Origin of the sequence: Solibacillus sp. FSL W7-1436 (assembly GCF_038007305.1) — a bacterium.
Taxonomy (GTDB): Bacteria; Bacillota; Bacilli; order Bacillales_A; family Planococcaceae; genus Solibacillus.
Window position 1 is genome coordinate 2348216 of record NZ_JBBOWV010000001.1, and the last position, 20496, is coordinate 2368711.

Below are 20496 nucleotides of genomic sequence, written 5' to 3' on the forward strand. Positions count from 1 at the left end.
CAAACTTCATCTTTAACATACGTTGTTTTAGGTGAGGTGTCATATTATGAAATGGGTAACTACAAAATCTAAAAAACGTTTAACATGGATCGCCATCGCACTTGGACTATACGGCGTGGCGATTTTTGTTAAATTAGTATCCGTCCAAATTATTCAGTATGATGAGCTTTCGACAAAGGCAAAAGAAAACTGGGACAGAGAGATTCCGTTCCATACACAGCGAGGCGAAATTACTGACCGTAACAATGAAGTAATTGTAACGAATAAACTTGCCCCGACTCTGTACTTCATGCCTTCACAAAACGAAGATAAAGAACAAGCAGCAGATGCCATTGCAAACGTGCTCAATAAAGATCGAGCCAAAATATTGGAACGATTGCAGCAGCGCGTATCCTTGGTGAAAATTGCTCCGGAAGCCAAAAACATTACTTATGAGCAAGCGGAGAAAATTCAACAGCTCCAAATTCCGGGTTTATACAGCGGAGTCGACTATGTAAGGTCTTATCCGCACGGTAATTTGCTTGCACGCTTTTTAGGTTTTACAGGTGCGGATAACCAAGGTTTGGCAGGAATCGAATATGAGTATGATGAATTATTAAAAAGTTCGGATGCAGCCATTCGGTTATTTACTGATGCGAAAGGCAATGCACTGGAACATGTGGATGATGAATGGAAAGACGGAAAAGACGGAGCGACAATTCAGCTGACGGTTGATTTAAAGCTTCAGAAAATTGTTGAACGAGAATTATCACAGGCAATGCTGGAGTATGACGCAGATCAGGCATTGGCCATTGCCATGAATCCAAACAGTGGTGAAATACTGGCGCTTGCATCATTCCCCACATATGATCCAACGAAATTTTCGGAAGTCGAGCCAAGTATATACAACCGGAACCTTCCTGTATTTATGTCTTATGAGCCGGGTTCCACATTCAAAATCATTACGCTCAGTGCTGCGATTGAAGAAGGTGTGGTCAATATGGAGGAAGAACACTTTCATGATCATGGCTATACAATGGTCGAGGGGGCGCGATTGCGCTGCTGGAAACGAGAAGGGCATAAAGACCAGACTTTTTACGAAGTTGTGCAAAATTCCTGTAACCCCGGATTTGTAGAGCTAGGGCAACGAGTTGGTTCAACAAAGTTGCTTGAGTATATCCACAAATTCGGATTCGGGAAAAAAACAGGCTCGAACATTGCCGGAGAATCAACAGGTATATTATTTTCGAAAGAAGCATTTGGACCGGTAGAGCATGCAACGACCTCTTTCGGCCAGGGAGTTTCCGTTACGCCGATTCAGCAGATGCAGGCGGTCTCGGCAGCTATTAATGGCGGTACATTATATACACCATATACGGTCTCGAAAATTCTGGATTCAAAAACAAACGAAGTCATCATGGAACAGAATCCGGAAGCAAAAGCACAGGTCATCAGTGAAGAGACATCTGAAAAAGTGCGTCATGCATTGGAACTAGTAGTTGCGAAAGGTTCCGGTCGCCAGGCATTTCGTGATGGCTTACGCATCGGGGGCAAAACCGGGACAGCGCAAAAGGTGGAAAATGGCCGCTATAAAGACGGTGATTACATTGTATCGTTCATCGGGTTTGCGCCGGCCAATGATCCGGAAATTATCGTCTATGTTGCGATCGATAATCCGAAAAGTTCACTGCAATTCGGAAGTGTTATCGCTGCACCGATTGTAGGCCGTATTATTGAAGATGCAGCACCTCTGTACAATATCGAAAAGCAAAAAGACCAGATAGAACGGGATTATGTTTGGGGCGATGAATTGACTGAGCGTACACCTAACTTTATTGGAATGACAAAAAATGAAGTGATTCCGCATTTATATCCGTATAAGATTGAATGGCATGGAGAAGGCGAAAAAGTAGTTCAGCAAGTACCGTCGGCTGACAGTCTCATTCTCCAAAGTGACAGTGTTCATCTATATTTAGGAAATTAAATAGAATTTCCATCTTTCAAAATGCAACTAAAACAACTATTATAGTGAAGGACGTTTTTTCACAATAATAAATCAGAAATCGTAACCGTTGAAAATCAAACGTTCCACCATATTCAGACAGAAGTTTTAAAGGAGATATATTATGACATTATCAACAACATTGACCATACTCTTTTCATCATTTTTAGTAACGGTCATTTTAGCACCAGTAGGAATCCCTCTTTTACGCCGATTGAAATTCGGGCAAAGCATACGTGAAGAAGGCCCTCAATCACATATGAAAAAAGCGGGTACACCTACAATGGGTGGTTTAATTTTCTTGTTAGCCATTATTATTTCGACAATTATCGTCGCAATGATTTTCGACTTGTTTACAACACAAACGATTGTATTATTACTTGTTTTAGTTGGATTTGGCGTAATTGGCTTTTTAGATGATGGGCTAAAAGTTATTTTCAAACGTAATTTAGGATTGACATCCCTTCAAAAATTGATTGGGCAAATTGCAATTGCGATTGCAGCATTTTTACTATTACGTTTAGGTTCATTTGATACATCTGTAGGTATTCCGTACACAGATATATCAATTGATTTAGGAATCCTGTATGTCGGGTTTTTAATTTTCTGGCTAGTAGGCTTTTCGAATGCGGTCAATTTGACGGATGGTTTGGATGGACTCGTATCCGGAACGGCTTCAATTGCATTTGCTGCATTTGGTGTCATTGCATTATTTAACGAACAAGCCGATATCGCATTATTTGCATTTGCTGTAACTGGTGCATTACTTGGTTTCCTTATTTTTAATGCAAACCCGGCTAAAGTCTTTATGGGAGATACAGGTTCCCTTGCGCTTGGCGGTGCATTGGCAATGATTTCGGTACTCGTAAAACAGGAATTGCTTTTACTATTAATCGGTCTCGTATTTGTTATTGAAACATTATCCGTTATTTTACAAGTAGGAAGCTATAAACTGCGTAAAAAACGTATATTCAAAATGAGTCCGATTCACCATCATTTTGAATTATCCGGATGGTCCGAGTGGAAAGTCGTAGTAGTATTTTGGTCAACAGGATGTATCGTAGCACTTATAGCAGTATTAGCGGAGGCGTTATTATGATGGATTATAAAGGATTACAAGCTAAAAAAGTACTCGTTTTAGGATTGGCGAAAAGTGGTGTTGCGGCTGCTGAGCTTTTGCATCGGTTAGGTGCATTTGTAACAGTCAATGATGCAAAGCCATTTGATGCAAATCCTGAAGCGCAGGAGCTTTTATCAAAAGGAATTACCGTAATTTGTGGACGACATCCGGAAGATTTGCTTGATGAAGGTTTTGAGCTTGTCGTAAAAAACCCCGGGATTCCATACACAAATCCGATCGTTGCCGATGCGATAACAAAGGGTCTGCCTGTTATTACAGAAATGGAACTTGCCTATTTAGTAAGTGAAGCGCCATTTATCGGTATTACCGGTTCGAATGGCAAAACTACAACGACAACTTTACTTTACGAAATGCTAAAAGCTGGCAGTTTGAAACCATTAATCGCCGGGAATATTGGAACCGTTGCCTGTGGTGTTGCAGCAGAAGCAAAAGCAGATGAGGTCATCGTTACCGAGTTATCATCATTTCAGTTGATGGGAACACGTGAATTCAGACCGCATATCGCAATTTTGACAAATCTGTATGAAGCCCATTTGGATTACCATGGGACATTTGAAGAATATGCCGAGGCTAAATTTGGGGTCACACGCAATCAGACAGCCGAAGATTATTTTATTTATAATGCCGATCAGGAAGTTGTGGCGAAATATGCTCAAAAATCAAATGCCCAACTCATTCCATTTACGACAAAAGGTCATGCCAAACAAGGAATCAGCGCTGATAAAGAAAACATTTATTGGCAAGGCGATGTGATCTTAAAACGTGATAATATTGTATTGCCGGGTGAGCATAATTTGGAAAACATTTTATGTGCTGTGGCAGCAGCGCTACTGCAGCAATGTCCTGTTGAAGCGATCGAAGAAGTATTATCAACATTTGCAGGGGTACGTCACCGGACACAGTTTGTCCGTGATTGGCAAGGACGTAAAATTTACAATGATTCAAAAGCAACAAATGTACTGGCAACGAAAAGTGCCTTGGCTGCATTTGAGCAACCGATTGTATTATTGGCCGGCGGATTAGATCGCGGGCATTCATTTGAAGAGCTTCGTAAAGAAATGACACGTGTAAAAGCAGTTGTCGCGTTCGGCGAAACTGCACTTCGCTTTATCGAATTTGCAAAATCATGTGGCATTACGAATATTGTGCGTGCAATTGATGTAGAAGATGCAGTCGGTTACGGAGCAAAAATGTCTGAACAAGGTGACATCATTTTACTGTCACCGGCATGTGCAAGCTGGGATCAACATGCGAGCTTTGAAATTCGGGGCGACTTATTTATAGATCGTGTTATGAAACTTTCATAAGAAAGGATAGTTACACTGTCGCAAAAAAATCAACAGTATTTTATGGTCAGTGCGATTGTATTGTCGCTTATCGGGATTCTCTTTATTTTTTCTGCAGGTACATATTGGGGGAATGTTCACTATAATGGACAAACCCCGTTTTACCTGAAGCAGTCGATCTATTTCATCGTTGCACTTATCATTTGTGTAGCCATTATGAACTGGGAGTTTTTACAGCAGCCGAAAGTTTGGAGAATTTTTTATATTATTTCGCTTGGCTTACTTGTTGCTGTTCTTATTCCGGGTATCGGGATTGTCCGGAATGGTTCGCAAAGTTGGATAGGAGTCGGTTCTTTAACGATACAACCGGCTGAAATTGCGAAAGTAACGACAATTATATATATCAGTGCATTATTGACACAGCGGAAATCGTATGAGCGCATTGTTCAACTGAAGCATTTTCTCATATTGATTCTTCCGGCAGCATTGATTATGCTTCAGCCTGATTTCGGTGCTGTATTTATTTTAGTTGTAGTAGTTTTAATTATATTTTTTATTGCACAATATCCGCTGCGCTTATATGTTGTTCTCATCACATTAGGTATAGGTGGCCTTGCCGGGTTAATCATCGCGGCCCCGTATCGGCTTAAACGGATCGAAGCGTTCATCAATCCTTGGGCAGACCCGTTAGGAAGCGGCTTCCAAGCTGTGCAATCTTTATTTGCGATAGGTCCGGCAGGCTTGTTTGGACATGGATTATTAAAAAGTAGACAAAAGTATTTATACTTACCGGAACCGCAGAACGATTTTATATTTGCAATTATTTTAGAAGAAATCGGACTTGTCGGTGGAATGGGACTGCTGCTTATTTTTGCGTGCTTTTTAATTCTTGGATATCGCTTGGCATTACAGTGCAAACATGTATTTCACTTTTATGCGATATGCGGACTTACAACGATGATTGCTGTACAGGCAGCGCTGAATATAGGGGTAGTTATTAATTTACTGCCTGTAACCGGTGTAACACTGCCATTTATAAGCTACGGCGGAACATCGCTTGTTGTTGTCTGGGTAACAGTAGCACTTATTTTAAATTTCTCTTATGAAAGAAGGAAGGAGTAGCGATAATGGAAAAAGTAATCGATATTACAGAACGAGTACCAGCTATGAAAAAACGCAGAAGACGCCGAACAAATCTTAAATTTTTAGCGCTAGTGACGATTTTTCTTTTTATCATTATCATCCTTCTTTATTTTCAATTACCCTATAGTGATATAAAAAAGATTGATATTAAAGGGGCATCCCTTAAGGAAGATACGTACTATATCGAACAGTCGAATTTAAAAATAGATGATTCGTTATGGGGCTTTAAAATTTCGGACGTCGAGCAGGCAATTGCTCAGCATGACTGGGTAAAATCCGTCAATGTCGAAAGGAAATTCCTGAATGAAGTGAAAATTACAGTAGAAGAATGGCAAAAAGTAGCTTATATCTCACAAGACGGGGAATTTTATCCGATGCTTGATAATGGCGTTGTTTTTGAAGAATCCAATGAAATTGTTCCTATCGATGCCCCGATTTTCCGGGATTTTGAAAATGAGACACTTCGAAAAAAGCTGTTGAAGGAACTTGCGAATTTAAAACCGGAAGTACTGTCGCTCATTTCACAAATTAATGCAAATCCTACAGAAGCGGACCCGTATTCAATTACGCTTTTCATGAATGATGGCTATGAAGTACGCGCTGATGCGAATACTTTGGCTGAAAAGTTGAATTATTATCCATCGATCATCGCGCAAATTGAAAGCGAGGACGTTTCTGAAAAAGGGATTGTAGATATTGAAGTTGGTTCATATTACCGACCTTTTTCAGGTGAATATTCATTAATAAAAGAAGACACTGAAAAAACCGAAGAACTTGAAGATGAAACAGAAAATGTGGAAACTGAAGAAGGGGGGCAACTGGAAGAACAAAATGAAGAAGAGCCGGAATGATAACAGCGGGCAGCCGAAGAAAAAACGTACTTTATTTTCAGGAAAGTATGGCGCCATACTAATTGTATGCGTAATTACAGGATTTATTATCGGCTTTTCCTATAATTTATCAAAGGACAAGCGTACATTAAGTTCTGCCTCTCCCCAGTTTGAGCAGGAAAATCAGTACTTGGAAGATTTGATTGAAAAACAGGAAAGAAACAAAGAGCTTGCAGACGAGTTGGCCCAATTAGAGGAGAAAATTCGTACGTATGAAAAGCAGTTTTCTTCAAACGAAACACAATATGAACAGAATCGCCAGGATGCTGAGCAATTGCGGTTGTTATTAGGCCTGACAGATGGAATGGGACAAGGGATCAGAATAACCCTGCAAGATGGGGACTATAATCCGAATACTACCAATCCAAATGAGTATATTGTGCACGAAAGTCACATATTTAAAGTATTAAATGAATTGAAAATTGCAGGAGCCGAGGCAATATCCATTAACGGACAACGTTTAAAAACGAATTCCTACATTGCCTGTAACGGTCCTGTCATTACAATTGATGGACAACAGTACCCTGCACCATTTGTAATCGAGGCGGTAGGTAATCAAGATGTACTTATTTCTTCGTTAGAACTGGCGGGGGGAGTATTTGACCAATTACTAAATGAACAAATTGTCGTTACTTTGGAAAAGGACGAGCTAATTGAAATGAAAACAGTCGGCGATGAATAAGGCATAAGATCGGAGGGAAGATGATGACGAAAAAAATGTACCGTAATATTACAATTATCTCGTTCATCATCGGCTTTATGCTCGCAGTGCAGTACAACACTGTTCAAAATCCGGAACAAAGAACTACAGTCGATATTTGGGAAATTCGCCAGCAATTGTTTGCGGAGCAGGAGCGGCATTCAGAACTGCTGACCGCAATAAGCGAATTAACCGAAACAGTAAATAAATATGAGGATGCAGAGTTTGATAATCCGGAAGTGCTATTGCAGCAAACGGTTGATCAGCTTAAAGAACGTGCAGGGATCCTTCCGGTTGAAGGACCGGGCTTAACATTAACAGTTGGCCCTTCACCCGAATTAGCGGGTTTAGGCTATGAAATAAAGCCTGTATCCCCTGAACTGTTAATTCGGCTTATAAATGATTTAAACCGCTATAATGCCCGGGCGGTTGAAGTGGATGACAAACGTTTAAGCTACGGCTCGGCCATTCGCGATATTAACGGAAAAACGACGATCAATAGTGAGCCGATTCAAAATACTGATTTCGAAATAAATATCATTACATTTACGTATGAGCAAGCCGAAAAAATGAAAAACCATTTGCTGGCATCTACGTTTCAGGATGAATTTTATATTGATAACCTAGTATTGACGATTCATGAAGCAGAGCAGAATATACAAATCGACTCTGTTGTGCCTGTACAAAAAAGTAAGTATTTATCAGAAAATTAGAAGGGGATGCGAATATGTGGTTACCACTTTTAGGTCTTATATTAGGCGTGGTATTAGGGATTTTAACAGATATTCAAATTCCATCTGTTTATGAAAACTATTTATCCATTGCTGTACTGGCGGCTCTCGATACAATGGTCGGCGGTATCCGTGCATTATTGCAGCAAGTATACGATGACAAAGTATTTATTTCCGGGTTTTTCTTTAATATAATTTTAGCAGCAGGGTTGGCTTTTCTCGGAGTTCATATAGGTGTCGATCTATATTTAGCCGCTATTTTTGCATTCGGAGTTCGACTGTTCCAGAATATCGCAGTCATTCGTCGTTTGTTATTGACAAAATATGAGAACAGAAGGCTGAAAAAGGAGGAAAACTCTTAACAATCACGTTAAAATATCATTACAATTTATCGTTTTACTTAGACAATCAACGGAATTTACAATAGAATGAACTATAGGAGTAATCGAAGGAGGTGCAGAAAGTTGAATCATCAAGAAATTTATGTCTCACTCGATATTGGATCTTCTTCTATAAAGGTCCTAATCGGAGAGATGAACGGTGATCAATTGCACGTAATTGGTGTAGGTCATGTGAAATCAACAGGAATAAGAAAAGGTGCAATAGTTGATATAGATGCAACTGTACAGTCCATTAAAAAAGCTGTAGACCAAGCAGAACGAATGACTGGTATTAACATAGAGGAAGTGGTGCTTGGAGTTCCTGCAAACCAGACAGTTCTACAGCCTGTTAAAGGGGTTGTAGCGGTTAACGGTGAAGACCGGGAAATCACGGACGATGATTTAGCTAGAGTAATAGACTCTGCACAGGTAATGTCGATTCCACCAGAGCGAGAGTTAGTAAATTTGATTCCTAAACAATTTATCGTAGACAACCTAGATGAGATCAAAGACCCGCGTGGTATGATCGGCATTCGTTTAGAGATGGATGCGACAATGATTACGACATCCAAGACGCTTGTACATAATGTTTTAAGATGTGTAGAACGTGCAGGCTTGCAAATTCGCGAAATCTATCTACAACCATTGGCTGCAGGGTATTTTGCGCTGACGGAAGATGAGAAAAATCAAGGAACTGCTTATATCGATTTAGGAGGCGGCTCAACAACTGTTGCGGTATTCCAGGACGGACTGTTGACAAACACTGCTGTTATCCCGGTAGGCGGAGATCATATTACGAAGGATTTATCGATCGTATTAAAAACACCGACCGAACAAGCCGAAAAAATCAAAAAGCAGTATGGACATGCCTTTTACGATGATGCTTCGGATGAACAGACGTTTGATGTTCCTGTTGTTGGTACTGATACAACAGATCAATACAGTCAACGCTTTATATCTGAAATTATCGGAGTACGTTTAGAAGAGTTATTTGAATTAGTATTGGATGAATTAGCACGTATGGGGGTACAGGATTTACCGGGTGGTGTTGTTATTTCCGGCGGTGTAGCACAGCTGGAAGGAATTGCCCAGCTGGCGCGACAAGTAATGTTGACGCGTGTTCGTATTTATACACCGGATTACATCGGAGTACGTGAACCGGCCTTTACGACGTCAGTAGGTTTAATTCGTTATGCAAATGCAGAAGACGAATTTTACGGAAGAAGCGAGCCGGTACCAGCTTCTTCATATGCAGCACCTTATCCTACTCAACCAACTCCTTCTAAAAAACAATCAAATGTGCCGGAGAGAGTAGAAAGCGCAAGTAAAGTAAGTGTGATTGATCGCGCGAAAAACTTATTAAACAAATTTTTCGATTAATACGAAAATGAATGACGTGAACAATTAGGAGGAGAAGAGTATGTTAGAATTTGAAACGGATGTTGAACAATTAGCCGTTATTAAAGTAATCGGCGTTGGCGGAGGCGGTAACAATGCCGTAAACCGCATGATCGAACATGGTGTACAAGGTGTGGACTTTATCGCTGTAAATACAGATGCGCAAGCTTTAAATCTGTCAAAAGCTGAATATAAACTACAAATTGGCGGTAAATTAACACGTGGACTAGGTGCAGGAGCAAACCCTGAAGTGGGTAAAAAAGCTGCTGAGGAAAGCCGCGAACAATTGGAAGAAGTACTGCGTGGTGCCGACATGGTATTCGTAACTGCCGGTATGGGCGGTGGTACTGGTACGGGTGCAGCACCGGTAATCGCATCAATCGCACGTGATTTAGGTGCATTGACAGTAGGTGTTGTAACACGTCCGTTTACATTTGAAGGCCGTAAACGCCAAACACAGGCAATCGGTGGTATTACTTCAATGAAGGAAGCGGTTGATACATTAATCGTCATTCCAAACGATAAGTTACTGCAAATTGTTGATAAATCAACACCAATGCTTGAAGCGTTCCGTGAAGCGGACAATGTATTACGTCAAGGTGTACAAGGTATTTCAGACTTGATCGCAACACCTGGTTTAATCAACCTGGACTTTGCCGATGTAAAAACAATCATGTCCGATAAAGGTTCTGCATTAATGGGTATCGGTATTGCTGCTGGTGAAAACCGTGCAGTAGAAGCCGCTAAAAAAGCAATTTCTTCTCCATTACTTGAAACATCAATCGATGGAGCAAAAGGTGTCATTATGAATATTACAGGCGGAACGAACTTAAGTTTATTTGAAGTTCAGGAAGCTGCCGATATTGTACAGCTTGCTTCTGACGAAGAAGTAAATATGATCTTCGGTTCTGTAATTAACGATAACTTAAACGACGAAATTATCGTAACGGTAATTGCAACAGGTTTCTCTGATGACTTTATTATTCAAAAGCCACAGCCTGTACGTCCTTCAATCGGTGCTCGTCAACAAGCTGCAACAAGCACAACTCAACAGCAGCAACAGCAGCCTGTACGCCAGCAAGAACAGGTGCAGCAAGAAGCGCCGCGTCAAACACAACAAACAAACTATCAGCAGGACGATGCATTGGATATTCCGACATTTTTACGCAATCGTCGCAATCGCTAATAATACAACCTTTCATAATATGAAAAACGATTATTCACATATACATGTGAATAATCGTTTTTTTAGTTTCAGAGATGATATCGAAAACAGCATGCAGTTAATGTATTCGAAAGAAACAGTAGATTAACAGATTCTCCCCGTCAGACTAAAACCTCCGACTATGCCTCTACGCCTCTATCATTCTATAACTTTCCTGCAGCCAACTTTTTGTCGATAGGATTTGAATAGCGTAACAATATGTCATACGATTCTTCCAAATTTATGCAACGGTTAGACAAAAAACTCTGGGGGGGTTTGATAATCTTATTTACAGGAGGACAATACATGTATGCAGAGTGGATTCTTTTAATGAATTTTTTAATGAATCTCGTACTACTAAAATTTACCGCAACTATAACATATACCATCATTCCAATTTGGAGATTACTATTAGGAGCCTTTTGTAGTGCGCTGATCGCTGTGTTATTTATGGGAAACATATTCATGTTGCTTGTAAGTTTCATCATACTACTAGGCATTGCCTTTTCGTTTAAATGGAAAATATTTTACGAGCAGGGAAAGTGGGTTGTTGTCGCTACTTTGCTCGCAGGTGGATTAATAACAGCATTACAGCCATTTTTGCTTGCATCTCCGTTTTTCGTTTATATTTTTTTATGTTTCGGCATAGTATGTATTAGTTTGACAGTGATGAAACAAGGCTGGTTTCAAAAGCTGCAGAATGTTGCACAAAGTCGGTATGTAACGACAAGCAAAGTGGAACTGTTTGAACAACAGATGGAGCTCGTAACATATATCGATACCGGAAATGAATGCACTGAACCTTTAAGTCAGGCACCGGTCCATTTTATTTCATTTAAATCAGTTCAATCGATGTTACCGGATGAATTTAGTGAATGCCTGCTCAAATGGGATGAGCGGGAGCCTTACTCACTGACAATGTTTTCAAAGGAAATACAGAAAAGAATACGTATTGTTCCTATTACAACGGTTCAAAAAGGCACATTACTCGTACCGGCCTTTCGTGCCACAATTGTCATTCAGAACAAGACGTATCCAAATCACTATGTTGTATTTACGAAAAATGATGCGCGCTTTCCGCAAAATGCACAAATGATTGCACATGTGTTTGTCCTAACGAATTCATAAGGGAGGATCGATATTGCTTAAGAAAATTCAATCGATAATTTTAAACATACTAAGCTACTTTAGAAGAAAAAAAGGGACATACTATATAGGGGGACATGATTCATTGCCTATTCCATTAACTAGAGAAGAAGAAGTTGTCGTAGTCGAAGCATTTATGAATGGTGACTTGCATGCCAGAGATATGTTAATTGAAAGAAATTTACGTTTGGTTGTTTATATTGCAAGACGTTTTGATAATACGAGCACGCCGATTGAGGATTTAATCAGCATCGGTTCCATTGGCCTTATAAAAGCGATTGAAACATTTAATTTGGATAAAAATATTAAATTGGCGACGTATGCCTCACGCTGTATCGAAAATGAAATATTGATGCATTTACGAAAGACGAGCCGCATGAAAGGCGAAGTTTCCTTTGATGAACCGTTAAATGCGGATGCAGACGGCAATGAACTGTTGCTTTCAGACATATTAGGGACAGAGGAACATATAATCACACTTGATGTAGAACGTAAAATTGAGCGTCAGCATATGTTTAATGCCATTAATCAGCTGACACCTCGTGAAAAGTATATTATGGAGTGCCGTTTTGGCCTAAACGGAAAAGAAGAAATGACGCAAAAGGAAGTAGCGGATCATTTAGGGATTTCGCAATCTTATATTTCAAGATTGGAGAAAAAAATTATTATGGATTTACGTGAATTCCTGAACGAACCAATTGCATAAGATGGTTAAATTTGGCGCGCATAGCGATGACCATTTCGGACAAAATGATTGCAAAGACAAAAGACAATCTAGTTCGGAAGGTGAAGTTGGATGCGTACAAAAGTGGAATTATGTGGTGTGGATACATCTACATTACCAGTACTGAAGCCAGATGAAATGAAAGATTTATTTATACGATTACAGCAAGGAGAATGGATTGTTCGTGAGCAGCTAGTTTTCTGCAATTTACGTTTAGTGCTCAGCATTGTCGGCCGTTATGCCTATCGTGGCGAACAGGCAGATGATTTATTTCAAGTAGGATGTATTGGTTTATTAAAAGCGATTGATAATTTTGATTTAAAGCATAATGTTCGATTTTCAACATATGCTGTACCGATGATTATGGGAGAAATCCGCAGACATCTGCGCGATCATCATGCACTGCGTGTGTCCCGTTCATTGCGCGATATTGCGTATAAAGCGATGAAAGCAAAAGAACAATTTATTGCGGAACATTTAACAGAACCCACAATCGAGCAATTGGCACAGGCAATTGAAATGAAAAAAGAAGATGTACTGTTTGCTCTTGATGCAATTCAAGACCCGATGTCACTGCAGGAGCCGATTTATTCCGATGGTGGCGATGCAATCTTTATGATTGACCAAATTAAAGATAAAGTAACAGAAGAGCATTGGGTCGGTTCGATTTCATTGCAAGAGAGTATGAAAAAGCTAAACAGCAGACAAAAAATGATTATAGAAAAGCGCTTTTTCCTTGGTGAAACTCAAACGGAAATCGCCCAGTCATTAGGTATTTCACAAGCGCAAATATCGAGATTGGAAAAGAGTGCGGTAGAAATGATGAAGCGGGATTTCCGTTAAATAGATAGAAATTCTGAGGGACTGTCCAACACGTAGGGCTGTCCCTTTCATCATAAATTTACAATGTTTGAATACTTATAATGAGGTAAAAGTAAATTAATGATACAGAGAGGATGGAGGAATGCGATTTTCATCCGTTCAGGAGAAGGAAATCATTGAGGCAACAAGCGGAAAATTTATCGGTTATATTGTAGATGCGGAAGTGGACGAAAAAGAAGGTGCCATTACGGCATTTATAATTTCCCCGCCAAAAAAGTTTTACCATTTATTTCAAGGGGAAGAGTTAGTTAAGAAAGTTCTCTTCAGTAATATACTCACAGTAGGAAAAGATGTCATATTAGTGAAATCACCGGATGAATAGTTCGCGCTATTCATTGAAAATTAAACTAGCACTTGATACAATGAGAGAAACTATTGTTGTAAAGTTGGGAAAAAAGTGACGAAAATCATAGAAAACTTAAAACAGATTCAACATCAAATAGAAATTGCAAAACAACGTGTCAATGCCGAACAGGCAGTCCAGATTATTGCTGTGACGAAAGAAGTAGATGTCAACCGGACAGAAGAAGCGATTGAAGCGGGTCTTGTCCATTTAGGTGAAAACCGTCCTGAAGGCCTATTAAATAAGCGGGATTCGATCAACTCAGCTGTTTCCTGGCATTATATAGGTTCATTACAGACGAGAAAAGTAAAGCAGGTAATTGATCAGATTGACTATTTACATTCTCTTGATCGATTAAGCCTGGCTGAAGAGATTGAAAAAAGAGCAACAAAACAAGTGAAATGTTTCTTGCAAGTAAATGTTTCAGGTGAAGAATCGAAACATGGCTTAACGAAAGAACAAGCGCTGGATTTTGTAAAGCAGCTTGAGCAGTTTTCAAAAATTGAAGTAGTAGGTTTAATGACGATGGCTCCTTTTACTGAAGATGAAACAACGATTAGACAAGTGTTTAAACAGTTAAAACAATTGCAACAAGAAGTGTCACAATTGAACATACCAAATGTACCTTGTACTGAATTATCGATGGGCATGTCAAATGACTACGAAATTGCAGTTGAAGAAGGGGCAACATTTGTTAGAATTGGAACCGCTCTTGTTGGCTAAGGAGGATTAATATGAGCATTAAAAATATTTTTGACAAGTTCTTTTATTTAGAAGAAATAGAAGAAGATTATGCTCCTGCCCAAACGCAAACAGTGCAAAAACAAGCACCAAAAGCAGTTCAAAGTGAACCACAGCAATTTTACCAGGATTATGGACAAAAGCAGCAACCACAACTCATTCAAAACCGAATGAAGAAGGAGCGTAAAATGCAACAGCAACCACCGCGCAATGAAGTCGTGATGCAAAATCATAACAATGTTGTGAGCCTTCAAGCTGCGTCTTCATCGAAGAATTCCAAATTAGTATTATTAGAACCACGTGTATATGCAGAAGCGCAGGATATCGCGGAACATTTGAAAAACAAACGTGCTACCGTTGTCAATTTACAGCGCATCGACCGGGATCAAGGGAAGCGAATAATCGATTTTCTGAGCGGAACAGTGTATGCTTTAGGTGGAGATATTCAACGTATTGGAAATGATATTTTCCTATGTACACCGGAAAACGTAGAAGTATCAGGAGAAATTTCTAATTTAACGTTCGAGTAATTAAATTTTGTGAGGTAAAAACATGATTATATTTTCAATTGTATCAACAGCATTTCTTGTTTACCGTTTTATGCTGATTGGATACATATTAATGTCTTGGGTTCCGGCACTGCAGGAATCGGCTGTTGGTCGTTTCCTGGAAACAGTATGTGAACCGTATTTAGGATTCTTCCGCAAATTTATTCCACCGATTGGCATGATTGATATTTCACCAATTGTCGGTTTATTCGCGTTAGTATTTATCGAGCGAGGCGTCTATAGCGTCCTAGCATTTTTCTTATAATCTAATTGAACTCCTGCCATTGTAGGAGTTTTCTTTATTTCCGGTAGTTTCGCGGTCATCACGATGAAAGCCATTCAGAGACAATGGGGTAGAGGTTTTTAGATTGGCTGAAGGGCTTATACATAAAATAAAAGTTTAATTTAATCGGAAAGTGGAAAAATTAGTAACACAGTTTAAAAGAAAGTAGGAATTATGATGGAGCATTTAATCCAGCATTTTCGTAAAGATGAACAACCTTTCATTGAGCAAGTTATTGGATGGCAGCGTGAAGTAGAAGATCGCTATGCTCCAAAATTGACCGATTTTTTAGATCCGAGACAGCGTTTTATCGTTGAGTCGATCGTTCAGCAGTCAGATGATCTCCGTGTATTCACAGAAGGGGTATTTGAAGAAGCGGAACGTAAACGAATGCTGATTGCCCCATCCTATTACGAGCCGGCAGAAGCCGATTTTCAGATCGCTGTGTACTCACTGAATTACCCGACAAAGTTTGTCCAGCTGCGTCATCCTGATGTATTAGGGGCCTTATTATCGATCGGCCTTGATCGCAGCAAGTTTGGGGATATTCGACTTGCCGATAATACAGTCCAATTTGCAATCGCATCGGAAATAGCGGATTATGTGCGGGCACATTTGACAAGTATCGGTAAAGTGAAAGTAAGTGCTGAGAAAATGGATGCGACTACACCGTATATCCAAAACGAGGAGCAATGGGTCGAAAGCTCACATACGGTTTCTTCAATGCGTCTGGATGTGGTTTTGGCGACAATCGTTAATATCTCCCGTCAAAAATCACAAAGCCTGATCAATGCCGGCAAAGTAAAAGTTAACTGGACTGTCAGGGAAGCGGTAGCTTTCGAATTGCAGGAAGGTGACATTATTTCAGCACGAGGGTATGGACGGTTAAAAGTCATCCTGACAGAAGGACGAACAAAAAAAGATAAGATTCGATTACAAGTAGGACGTTTAGAGCAAAAAGTATAATTTTCAACTGTTTTTTAGGAAAACATGATGTTATTCCCTAAAGAAACGTTTATAATACTTGTAAGAATGTACGTAAAAAAGGAGAGTAGAACGATATGCCATTATCACCTCTTGATATACATAATAAGGAGTTTACACGTGGATTCCGTGGATATGCAGAAGACGAAGTAAATGAATTTTTAGATCAGATTATAAAAGATTATGAGATTGTTTTACGCGAGAAAAAAGAGCTCGAAGAAAAGATCAAAATGATGTCAGAACAAATGAATCATTATAATTCATTGGAAGACACATTACAGAAATCAATTGTTGTTGCTCAAGAGGCAGCTGGCGAAGTTCGTCGCAATTCCGAAAAAGAAGCAAAACTCATCGTTAAAGAAGCTGAAAAAAATGCGGACCGTATTGTTAATGACGCATTGGCAAAAGCGAGAAAAGTAACGATTGAGATTGACGAATTAAAAAAACAGTCAAAAGTATTCCGCAACAGATTCAAAATGTTAGTGGAAGCACAGCTTGATTTACTGAATACAGGCGATTGGGATCAATTACTGGAATATGACGTAGACTTGACGGAAATCCAGAAAAACAATCGTAAAGAAATCAATGAAGAGAACCAAAATGACGAAAATGCCGTGTATTAGTCACCGGTACTTGACATTTTATACAGCCTTTTCATATACTGAAAAATAATGAATAGGATGCACTTGCATCAGGCTTTGACGGAGACAGTAAATTTAACATTGTGGTTTAGCGATTCGAGGACGGTGAGAGCTCGAACGAAGCAAGTTAAATCGAAAATCACTCCTGAGCTAAATGACTGAAATTCGAGTAAGTTATTTCGTAGCACACGACGTTACAGTGTCTAATGAGGCTAATTTTAATTAGCGAATTTAGGGTGGTACCACGAGACTAATGCTCCTCGTCCCTTTTTTACAGGGATGGAGGGGCTTTTTTGTTGTTTAAAAGTTCCAAAACCCCTATTGGAGCATTAAAAGTATGACAATCGATGAAACGCATTCATTTTTGCTGTAACGTTGATTGGAATGGAGGGGAGGATGGAACGAATGCTAAAATCGTCACGTCCTGTGACAACGCATTCGTAACCAGCATCGTGTTGGCCCCCGGAATGGAAATCAACAATCAACAATCAACACTCGATAAGATCACTAGGAGGAATTTACAATGGTAGAGTATAAAGACACATTATTAATGCCGAAAACCGACTTCCCTATGCGCGGCGGTTTACCAACTAAAGAACCGCAAGTTCAGGCACAATGGGATGAAATGGATATTAACAAATTAGTGCTGGAGCGTACAAAAGATCGTCCTCACTATTTACTGCATGATGGACCTCCATATGCAAACGGAGACATCCATATTGGACACGCATTGAACAAAGTTATCAAAGATATGATTAACCGCCAAAAATCGATGTCAGGTTTCCATGTGCCATATATTCCAGGCTGGGATACACATGGTTTACCAATCGAACAGGCGTTAACAAATAAAGGTGTTAAGCGTAAAGAAATGTCGGTTGCAGAATTCCGTGAACTATGTGAGAAATACGCTTACGAACAAATCGAAAACCAAAAAGGCCAATTCCGTCGTCTAGGTGTACGCGGTGACTGGGAAAATCCGTATATTACATTAAAACCTGAATTCGAAGCACGCCAAATTGAAGTATTCGGGAAAATGGCGGAAAAGGGCTATATTTATAAAGGCCTAAAACCGGTTTATTGGTCACCGTCTTCTGAGTCAGCATTGGCAGAAGCGGAAATCGAATATAAAGATGTTGAATCGTATTCAATTTATGTAGCATTCGGTATTAAAGACAGCAAAGGTGTAGTACCTGCAGATGCTAAATTTGTCATCTGGACAACAACTCCATGGACGATTCCGGCAAACTTAGGGATTTCGGTTAACCCTGAATTCACATATGTTGTCGTAGAAACAAACGGCAGCAAATATATTGTTGCAAAAGATTTACTGGAAAAACTTTCAGCGACATTCGGCTGGGAAGATGTTCAGATCGTTCAGGAAGTACAAGGCGAACAGCTTGATATGGTGGTAGCAGAACACCCAATCTACAAGCGTGATTCATTAGTAATGGTTGGTGACCATGTAACTGCCGATGCCGGTACTGGTTGTGTCCACACAGCACCAGGTCACGGTGAGGACGACTATCAGATCGGTAAACGCTATGGACTGGACATTTTATCACCAGTAGACAACGGTGGCTGCTATACAAATGAAGCACCTGGTTTTGAAGGATTATTCTATGAAAAAGCAAATCCGGTTGTCATTGAAAAATTAAAAGAAGAAAATGCTTTATTGAATGTTTCTAAATTTACCCATTCATACCCGCATGACTGGCGTACGAAAAAACCGGTAATTTACCGTGCAACACCGCAATGGTTCGCATCTGTTGAAATGTTCCGTAGTGAATTGTTGGATGCAGTAACAGCGACAGAATTTACACCAAGCTGGGGCGAGACTCGTCTTTACAATATGATCCGTGACCGCGGTGACTGGGTAATTTCCCGTCAACGTGCATGGGGTGTACCAATTCCGATTTTCTATGCGGAAGATGAAACACCGATCATCACATCTGAAACAATCGCGCATATTTCAAAATTATTCCGCGAACACGGTTCAAATATTTGGTTCCAGCGTGAAGCAAAAGACTTGCTACCAGAAGGCTTTACACATGAAGGCAGCCCGAACGGCAAGTTTACGAAAGAAAATGACATTATGGACGTATGGTTCGACTCAGGATCTTCTCACCAAGGTGTATTGGCAGAGCGCGGACTGAAATACCCTGCCGACCTTTACCTTGAAGGTTCTGACCAACACCGTGGATGGTTCAACTCATCATTAATCACATCTGTTGCGATTAATGGGCATGCACCATATAAAGGTTTATTAACACATGGCTTCGTATTGGACGGCGAAGGTCGCAAAATGTCTAAATCGCTTGGCAACACGATCGATCCGATTAAAGTGATGAACCAGTACGGTGCCGACATTATTCGTATGTGGGTAGCATCTGTTGACTATACAGGGGATGTTCGTATTTCAATGGATATGCTGAAGCAAGTATCTGAAACATACCGTAAAGTGCGTAATACATTGCGCTTCCTGCACGGAAATGTGACAGACTTCAATGAAACGACTGACCGTGTTGCTTATGAAGAGCTTCGTGAAATGGATCAGTATATGTACATGCGCTTACAGGATGTTGTAAAAACAATCCGTGAAGCCTATGACCGTTATGACTTCTCAACTGTATACACTACGGTGAATAACTTTGTAGCAATCGAGCTTTCTTCATTCTACTTGGATATCGCAAAAGATGTTGTCTACATCGAAGGAACTGACAACAAAAACCGTCGTGCAATGCAAACGGTTATGTACGATACATTAATGGCATTAGTGAAATTATTAACGCCGATTATTCCGCATACGACAGAAGAGTTATGGGGCTACATCGAATTCGACGGCAAGCCGCAATCTGTACAATTAACAGATTTCCCTGAAGTAGTAGAACAAGCAAACTTTGCAGATCTACGTGCGAAATGGGTAAAAGTAATTGCAGTGCGCAATGAAGTGCTAAAAGCATTGGAAGAAGCGCGTAATGCAAAAACAATCGGTAAATCACTGGAAGCGAAAATCTCGGTTTATGCAGACAGTGAAACAGTCGAGCTGTTGAATGATGCAAACATCGATTTTGCACAGCTTTCAATCGTATCTCAATTCTTCATCGCGGGCAGCAAGGAAAATGCACCTGCCGAAAGCTTAGTACTTGATAAAACAGCATTAGTTGTTGAAAAAGCAGACGGTGAAAAATGTGAGCGTTGCTGGACAATTTCAGAAACAGTCGGCGCTAGCGAAAATCATCCAACATTATGTAAACGTTGTGCGGATGTTGTAGAAAACTATTACGTATAAAAATTTGGAACGCTGTTGCCATTTTGGCAATGGCGTTCCTTTATAGCTACTTTATTTTTCC

At 40.0% G+C, this 20496-nt stretch carries 20 protein-coding genes and 1 other annotated feature; all 20 genes read left to right on the plus strand.

Features of this window, described 5'->3' with window-relative positions:
* Nucleotides 1-46 precede the first annotated feature (46 nt).
* The 20 genes from MKX73_RS11525 (at nucleotide 47) to ileS (ending at nucleotide 20435) form a co-directional block, all read left to right on the plus strand.
* Nucleotides 47-1963, plus strand: coding sequence for a penicillin-binding transpeptidase domain-containing protein (locus MKX73_RS11525; protein WP_340717552.1), 1917 nt, complete (start codon nucleotides 47-49; stop codon nucleotides 1961-1963).
* 142 nt (nucleotides 1964-2105) lie between these two features.
* Nucleotides 2106-3080: a phospho-N-acetylmuramoyl-pentapeptide-transferase gene (gene mraY, locus MKX73_RS11530; protein WP_340717553.1), complete on the plus strand. Its 975-nt coding sequence runs from the start codon at nucleotides 2106-2108 to the stop codon at nucleotides 3078-3080.
* A complete protein-coding gene (gene murD, locus MKX73_RS11535; RefSeq protein ID WP_340717554.1) occupies nucleotides 3077-4429 on the plus strand; it encodes a UDP-N-acetylmuramoyl-L-alanine--D-glutamate ligase in 1353 nt (450 codons plus the stop codon). The genes mraY and murD overlap by 4 nt, the downstream gene beginning before the upstream one ends.
* A gap of 42 nt (nucleotides 4430-4471) precedes the next feature.
* Nucleotides 4472-5530 (plus strand): FtsW/RodA/SpoVE family cell cycle protein, encoded by a 1059-nt coding sequence (locus tag MKX73_RS11540; protein ID WP_340717555.1) that lies wholly within the window; start codon nucleotides 4472-4474, stop codon nucleotides 5528-5530.
* A 5-nt stretch (nucleotides 5531-5535) separates the two neighbouring features.
* A complete protein-coding gene (locus MKX73_RS11545; RefSeq protein ID WP_340717556.1) occupies nucleotides 5536-6402 on the plus strand; it encodes a cell division protein FtsQ/DivIB in 867 nt (288 codons plus the stop codon).
* Nucleotides 6383-7123, plus strand: coding sequence for a DUF881 domain-containing protein (locus MKX73_RS11550; protein WP_340717557.1), 741 nt, complete (start codon nucleotides 6383-6385; stop codon nucleotides 7121-7123). Before MKX73_RS11545 ends, MKX73_RS11550 begins: the two co-directional genes overlap by 20 nt.
* 20 nt (nucleotides 7124-7143) lie before the next feature.
* Nucleotides 7144-7854, plus strand: coding sequence for a DUF881 domain-containing protein (locus MKX73_RS11555; RefSeq protein WP_340717558.1), 711 nt, complete (start codon nucleotides 7144-7146; stop codon nucleotides 7852-7854).
* A gap of 14 nt (nucleotides 7855-7868) precedes the next feature.
* Nucleotides 7869-8234 (plus strand): small basic family protein, encoded by a 366-nt coding sequence (locus tag MKX73_RS11560; protein ID WP_008403393.1) that lies wholly within the window; start codon nucleotides 7869-7871, stop codon nucleotides 8232-8234.
* Nucleotides 8235-8336: 102 nt separating this feature from the next.
* Nucleotides 8337-9632, plus strand: coding sequence for a cell division protein FtsA (gene ftsA / locus MKX73_RS11565; protein WP_340717559.1), 1296 nt, complete (start codon nucleotides 8337-8339; stop codon nucleotides 9630-9632).
* A gap of 40 nt (nucleotides 9633-9672) precedes the next feature.
* Nucleotides 9673-10836, plus strand: coding sequence for a cell division protein FtsZ (gene ftsZ, locus MKX73_RS11570; protein ID WP_340717560.1), 1164 nt, complete (start codon nucleotides 9673-9675; stop codon nucleotides 10834-10836).
* A 324-nt stretch (nucleotides 10837-11160) separates the two neighbouring features.
* Complete coding sequence (locus MKX73_RS11575; protein WP_340717561.1) at nucleotides 11161-11982, plus strand: sigma-E processing peptidase SpoIIGA; 822 nt, start codon at nucleotides 11161-11163, stop codon at nucleotides 11980-11982.
* Nucleotides 11983-11995: 13 nt separating this feature from the next.
* Complete coding sequence (gene sigE, locus MKX73_RS11580) at nucleotides 11996-12706, plus strand: RNA polymerase sporulation sigma factor SigE (protein WP_079525036.1); 711 nt, start codon at nucleotides 11996-11998, stop codon at nucleotides 12704-12706.
* Between the two features lie 90 nt (nucleotides 12707-12796).
* A complete protein-coding gene (sigG, locus tag MKX73_RS11585) occupies nucleotides 12797-13567 on the plus strand; it encodes an RNA polymerase sporulation sigma factor SigG (protein WP_340717562.1) in 771 nt (256 codons plus the stop codon).
* A gap of 121 nt (nucleotides 13568-13688) precedes the next feature.
* A complete protein-coding gene (locus MKX73_RS11590; RefSeq protein ID WP_340717563.1) occupies nucleotides 13689-13928 on the plus strand; it encodes a PRC-barrel domain-containing protein in 240 nt (79 codons plus the stop codon).
* A 75-nt stretch (nucleotides 13929-14003) separates the two neighbouring features.
* Nucleotides 14004-14672 carry a YggS family pyridoxal phosphate-dependent enzyme gene (locus MKX73_RS11595; protein ID WP_340717564.1) on the plus strand — a complete coding sequence of 223 codons (669 nt, stop codon included), beginning with the start codon at nucleotides 14004-14006 and terminating at the stop codon, nucleotides 14670-14672.
* 11 nt (nucleotides 14673-14683) lie between these two features.
* Nucleotides 14684-15220 (plus strand): cell division protein SepF, encoded by a 537-nt coding sequence (locus MKX73_RS11600; protein WP_340717565.1) that lies wholly within the window; start codon nucleotides 14684-14686, stop codon nucleotides 15218-15220.
* A 22-nt stretch (nucleotides 15221-15242) separates the two neighbouring features.
* Complete coding sequence (locus MKX73_RS11605; protein ID WP_339175467.1) at nucleotides 15243-15503, plus strand: YggT family protein; 261 nt, start codon at nucleotides 15243-15245, stop codon at nucleotides 15501-15503.
* A 195-nt stretch (nucleotides 15504-15698) separates the two neighbouring features.
* Entirely contained in the window at nucleotides 15699-16487 is a 789-nt protein-coding gene (locus MKX73_RS11610) for a YlmH family RNA-binding protein (RefSeq protein ID WP_340718892.1), read from the plus strand.
* Between the two features lie 95 nt (nucleotides 16488-16582).
* Entirely contained in the window at nucleotides 16583-17128 is a 546-nt protein-coding gene (locus MKX73_RS11615; RefSeq protein ID WP_340717566.1) for a DivIVA domain-containing protein, read from the plus strand.
* Nucleotides 17129-17194: 66 nt separating this feature from the next.
* Nucleotides 17195-17417 (plus strand) — a binding site (T-box leader).
* Nucleotides 17418-17669: 252 nt separating this feature from the next.
* Complete coding sequence (ileS, locus tag MKX73_RS11620; protein ID WP_340717567.1) at nucleotides 17670-20435, plus strand: isoleucine--tRNA ligase; 2766 nt, start codon at nucleotides 17670-17672, stop codon at nucleotides 20433-20435.
* Nucleotides 20436-20496 lie beyond the last annotated feature (61 nt).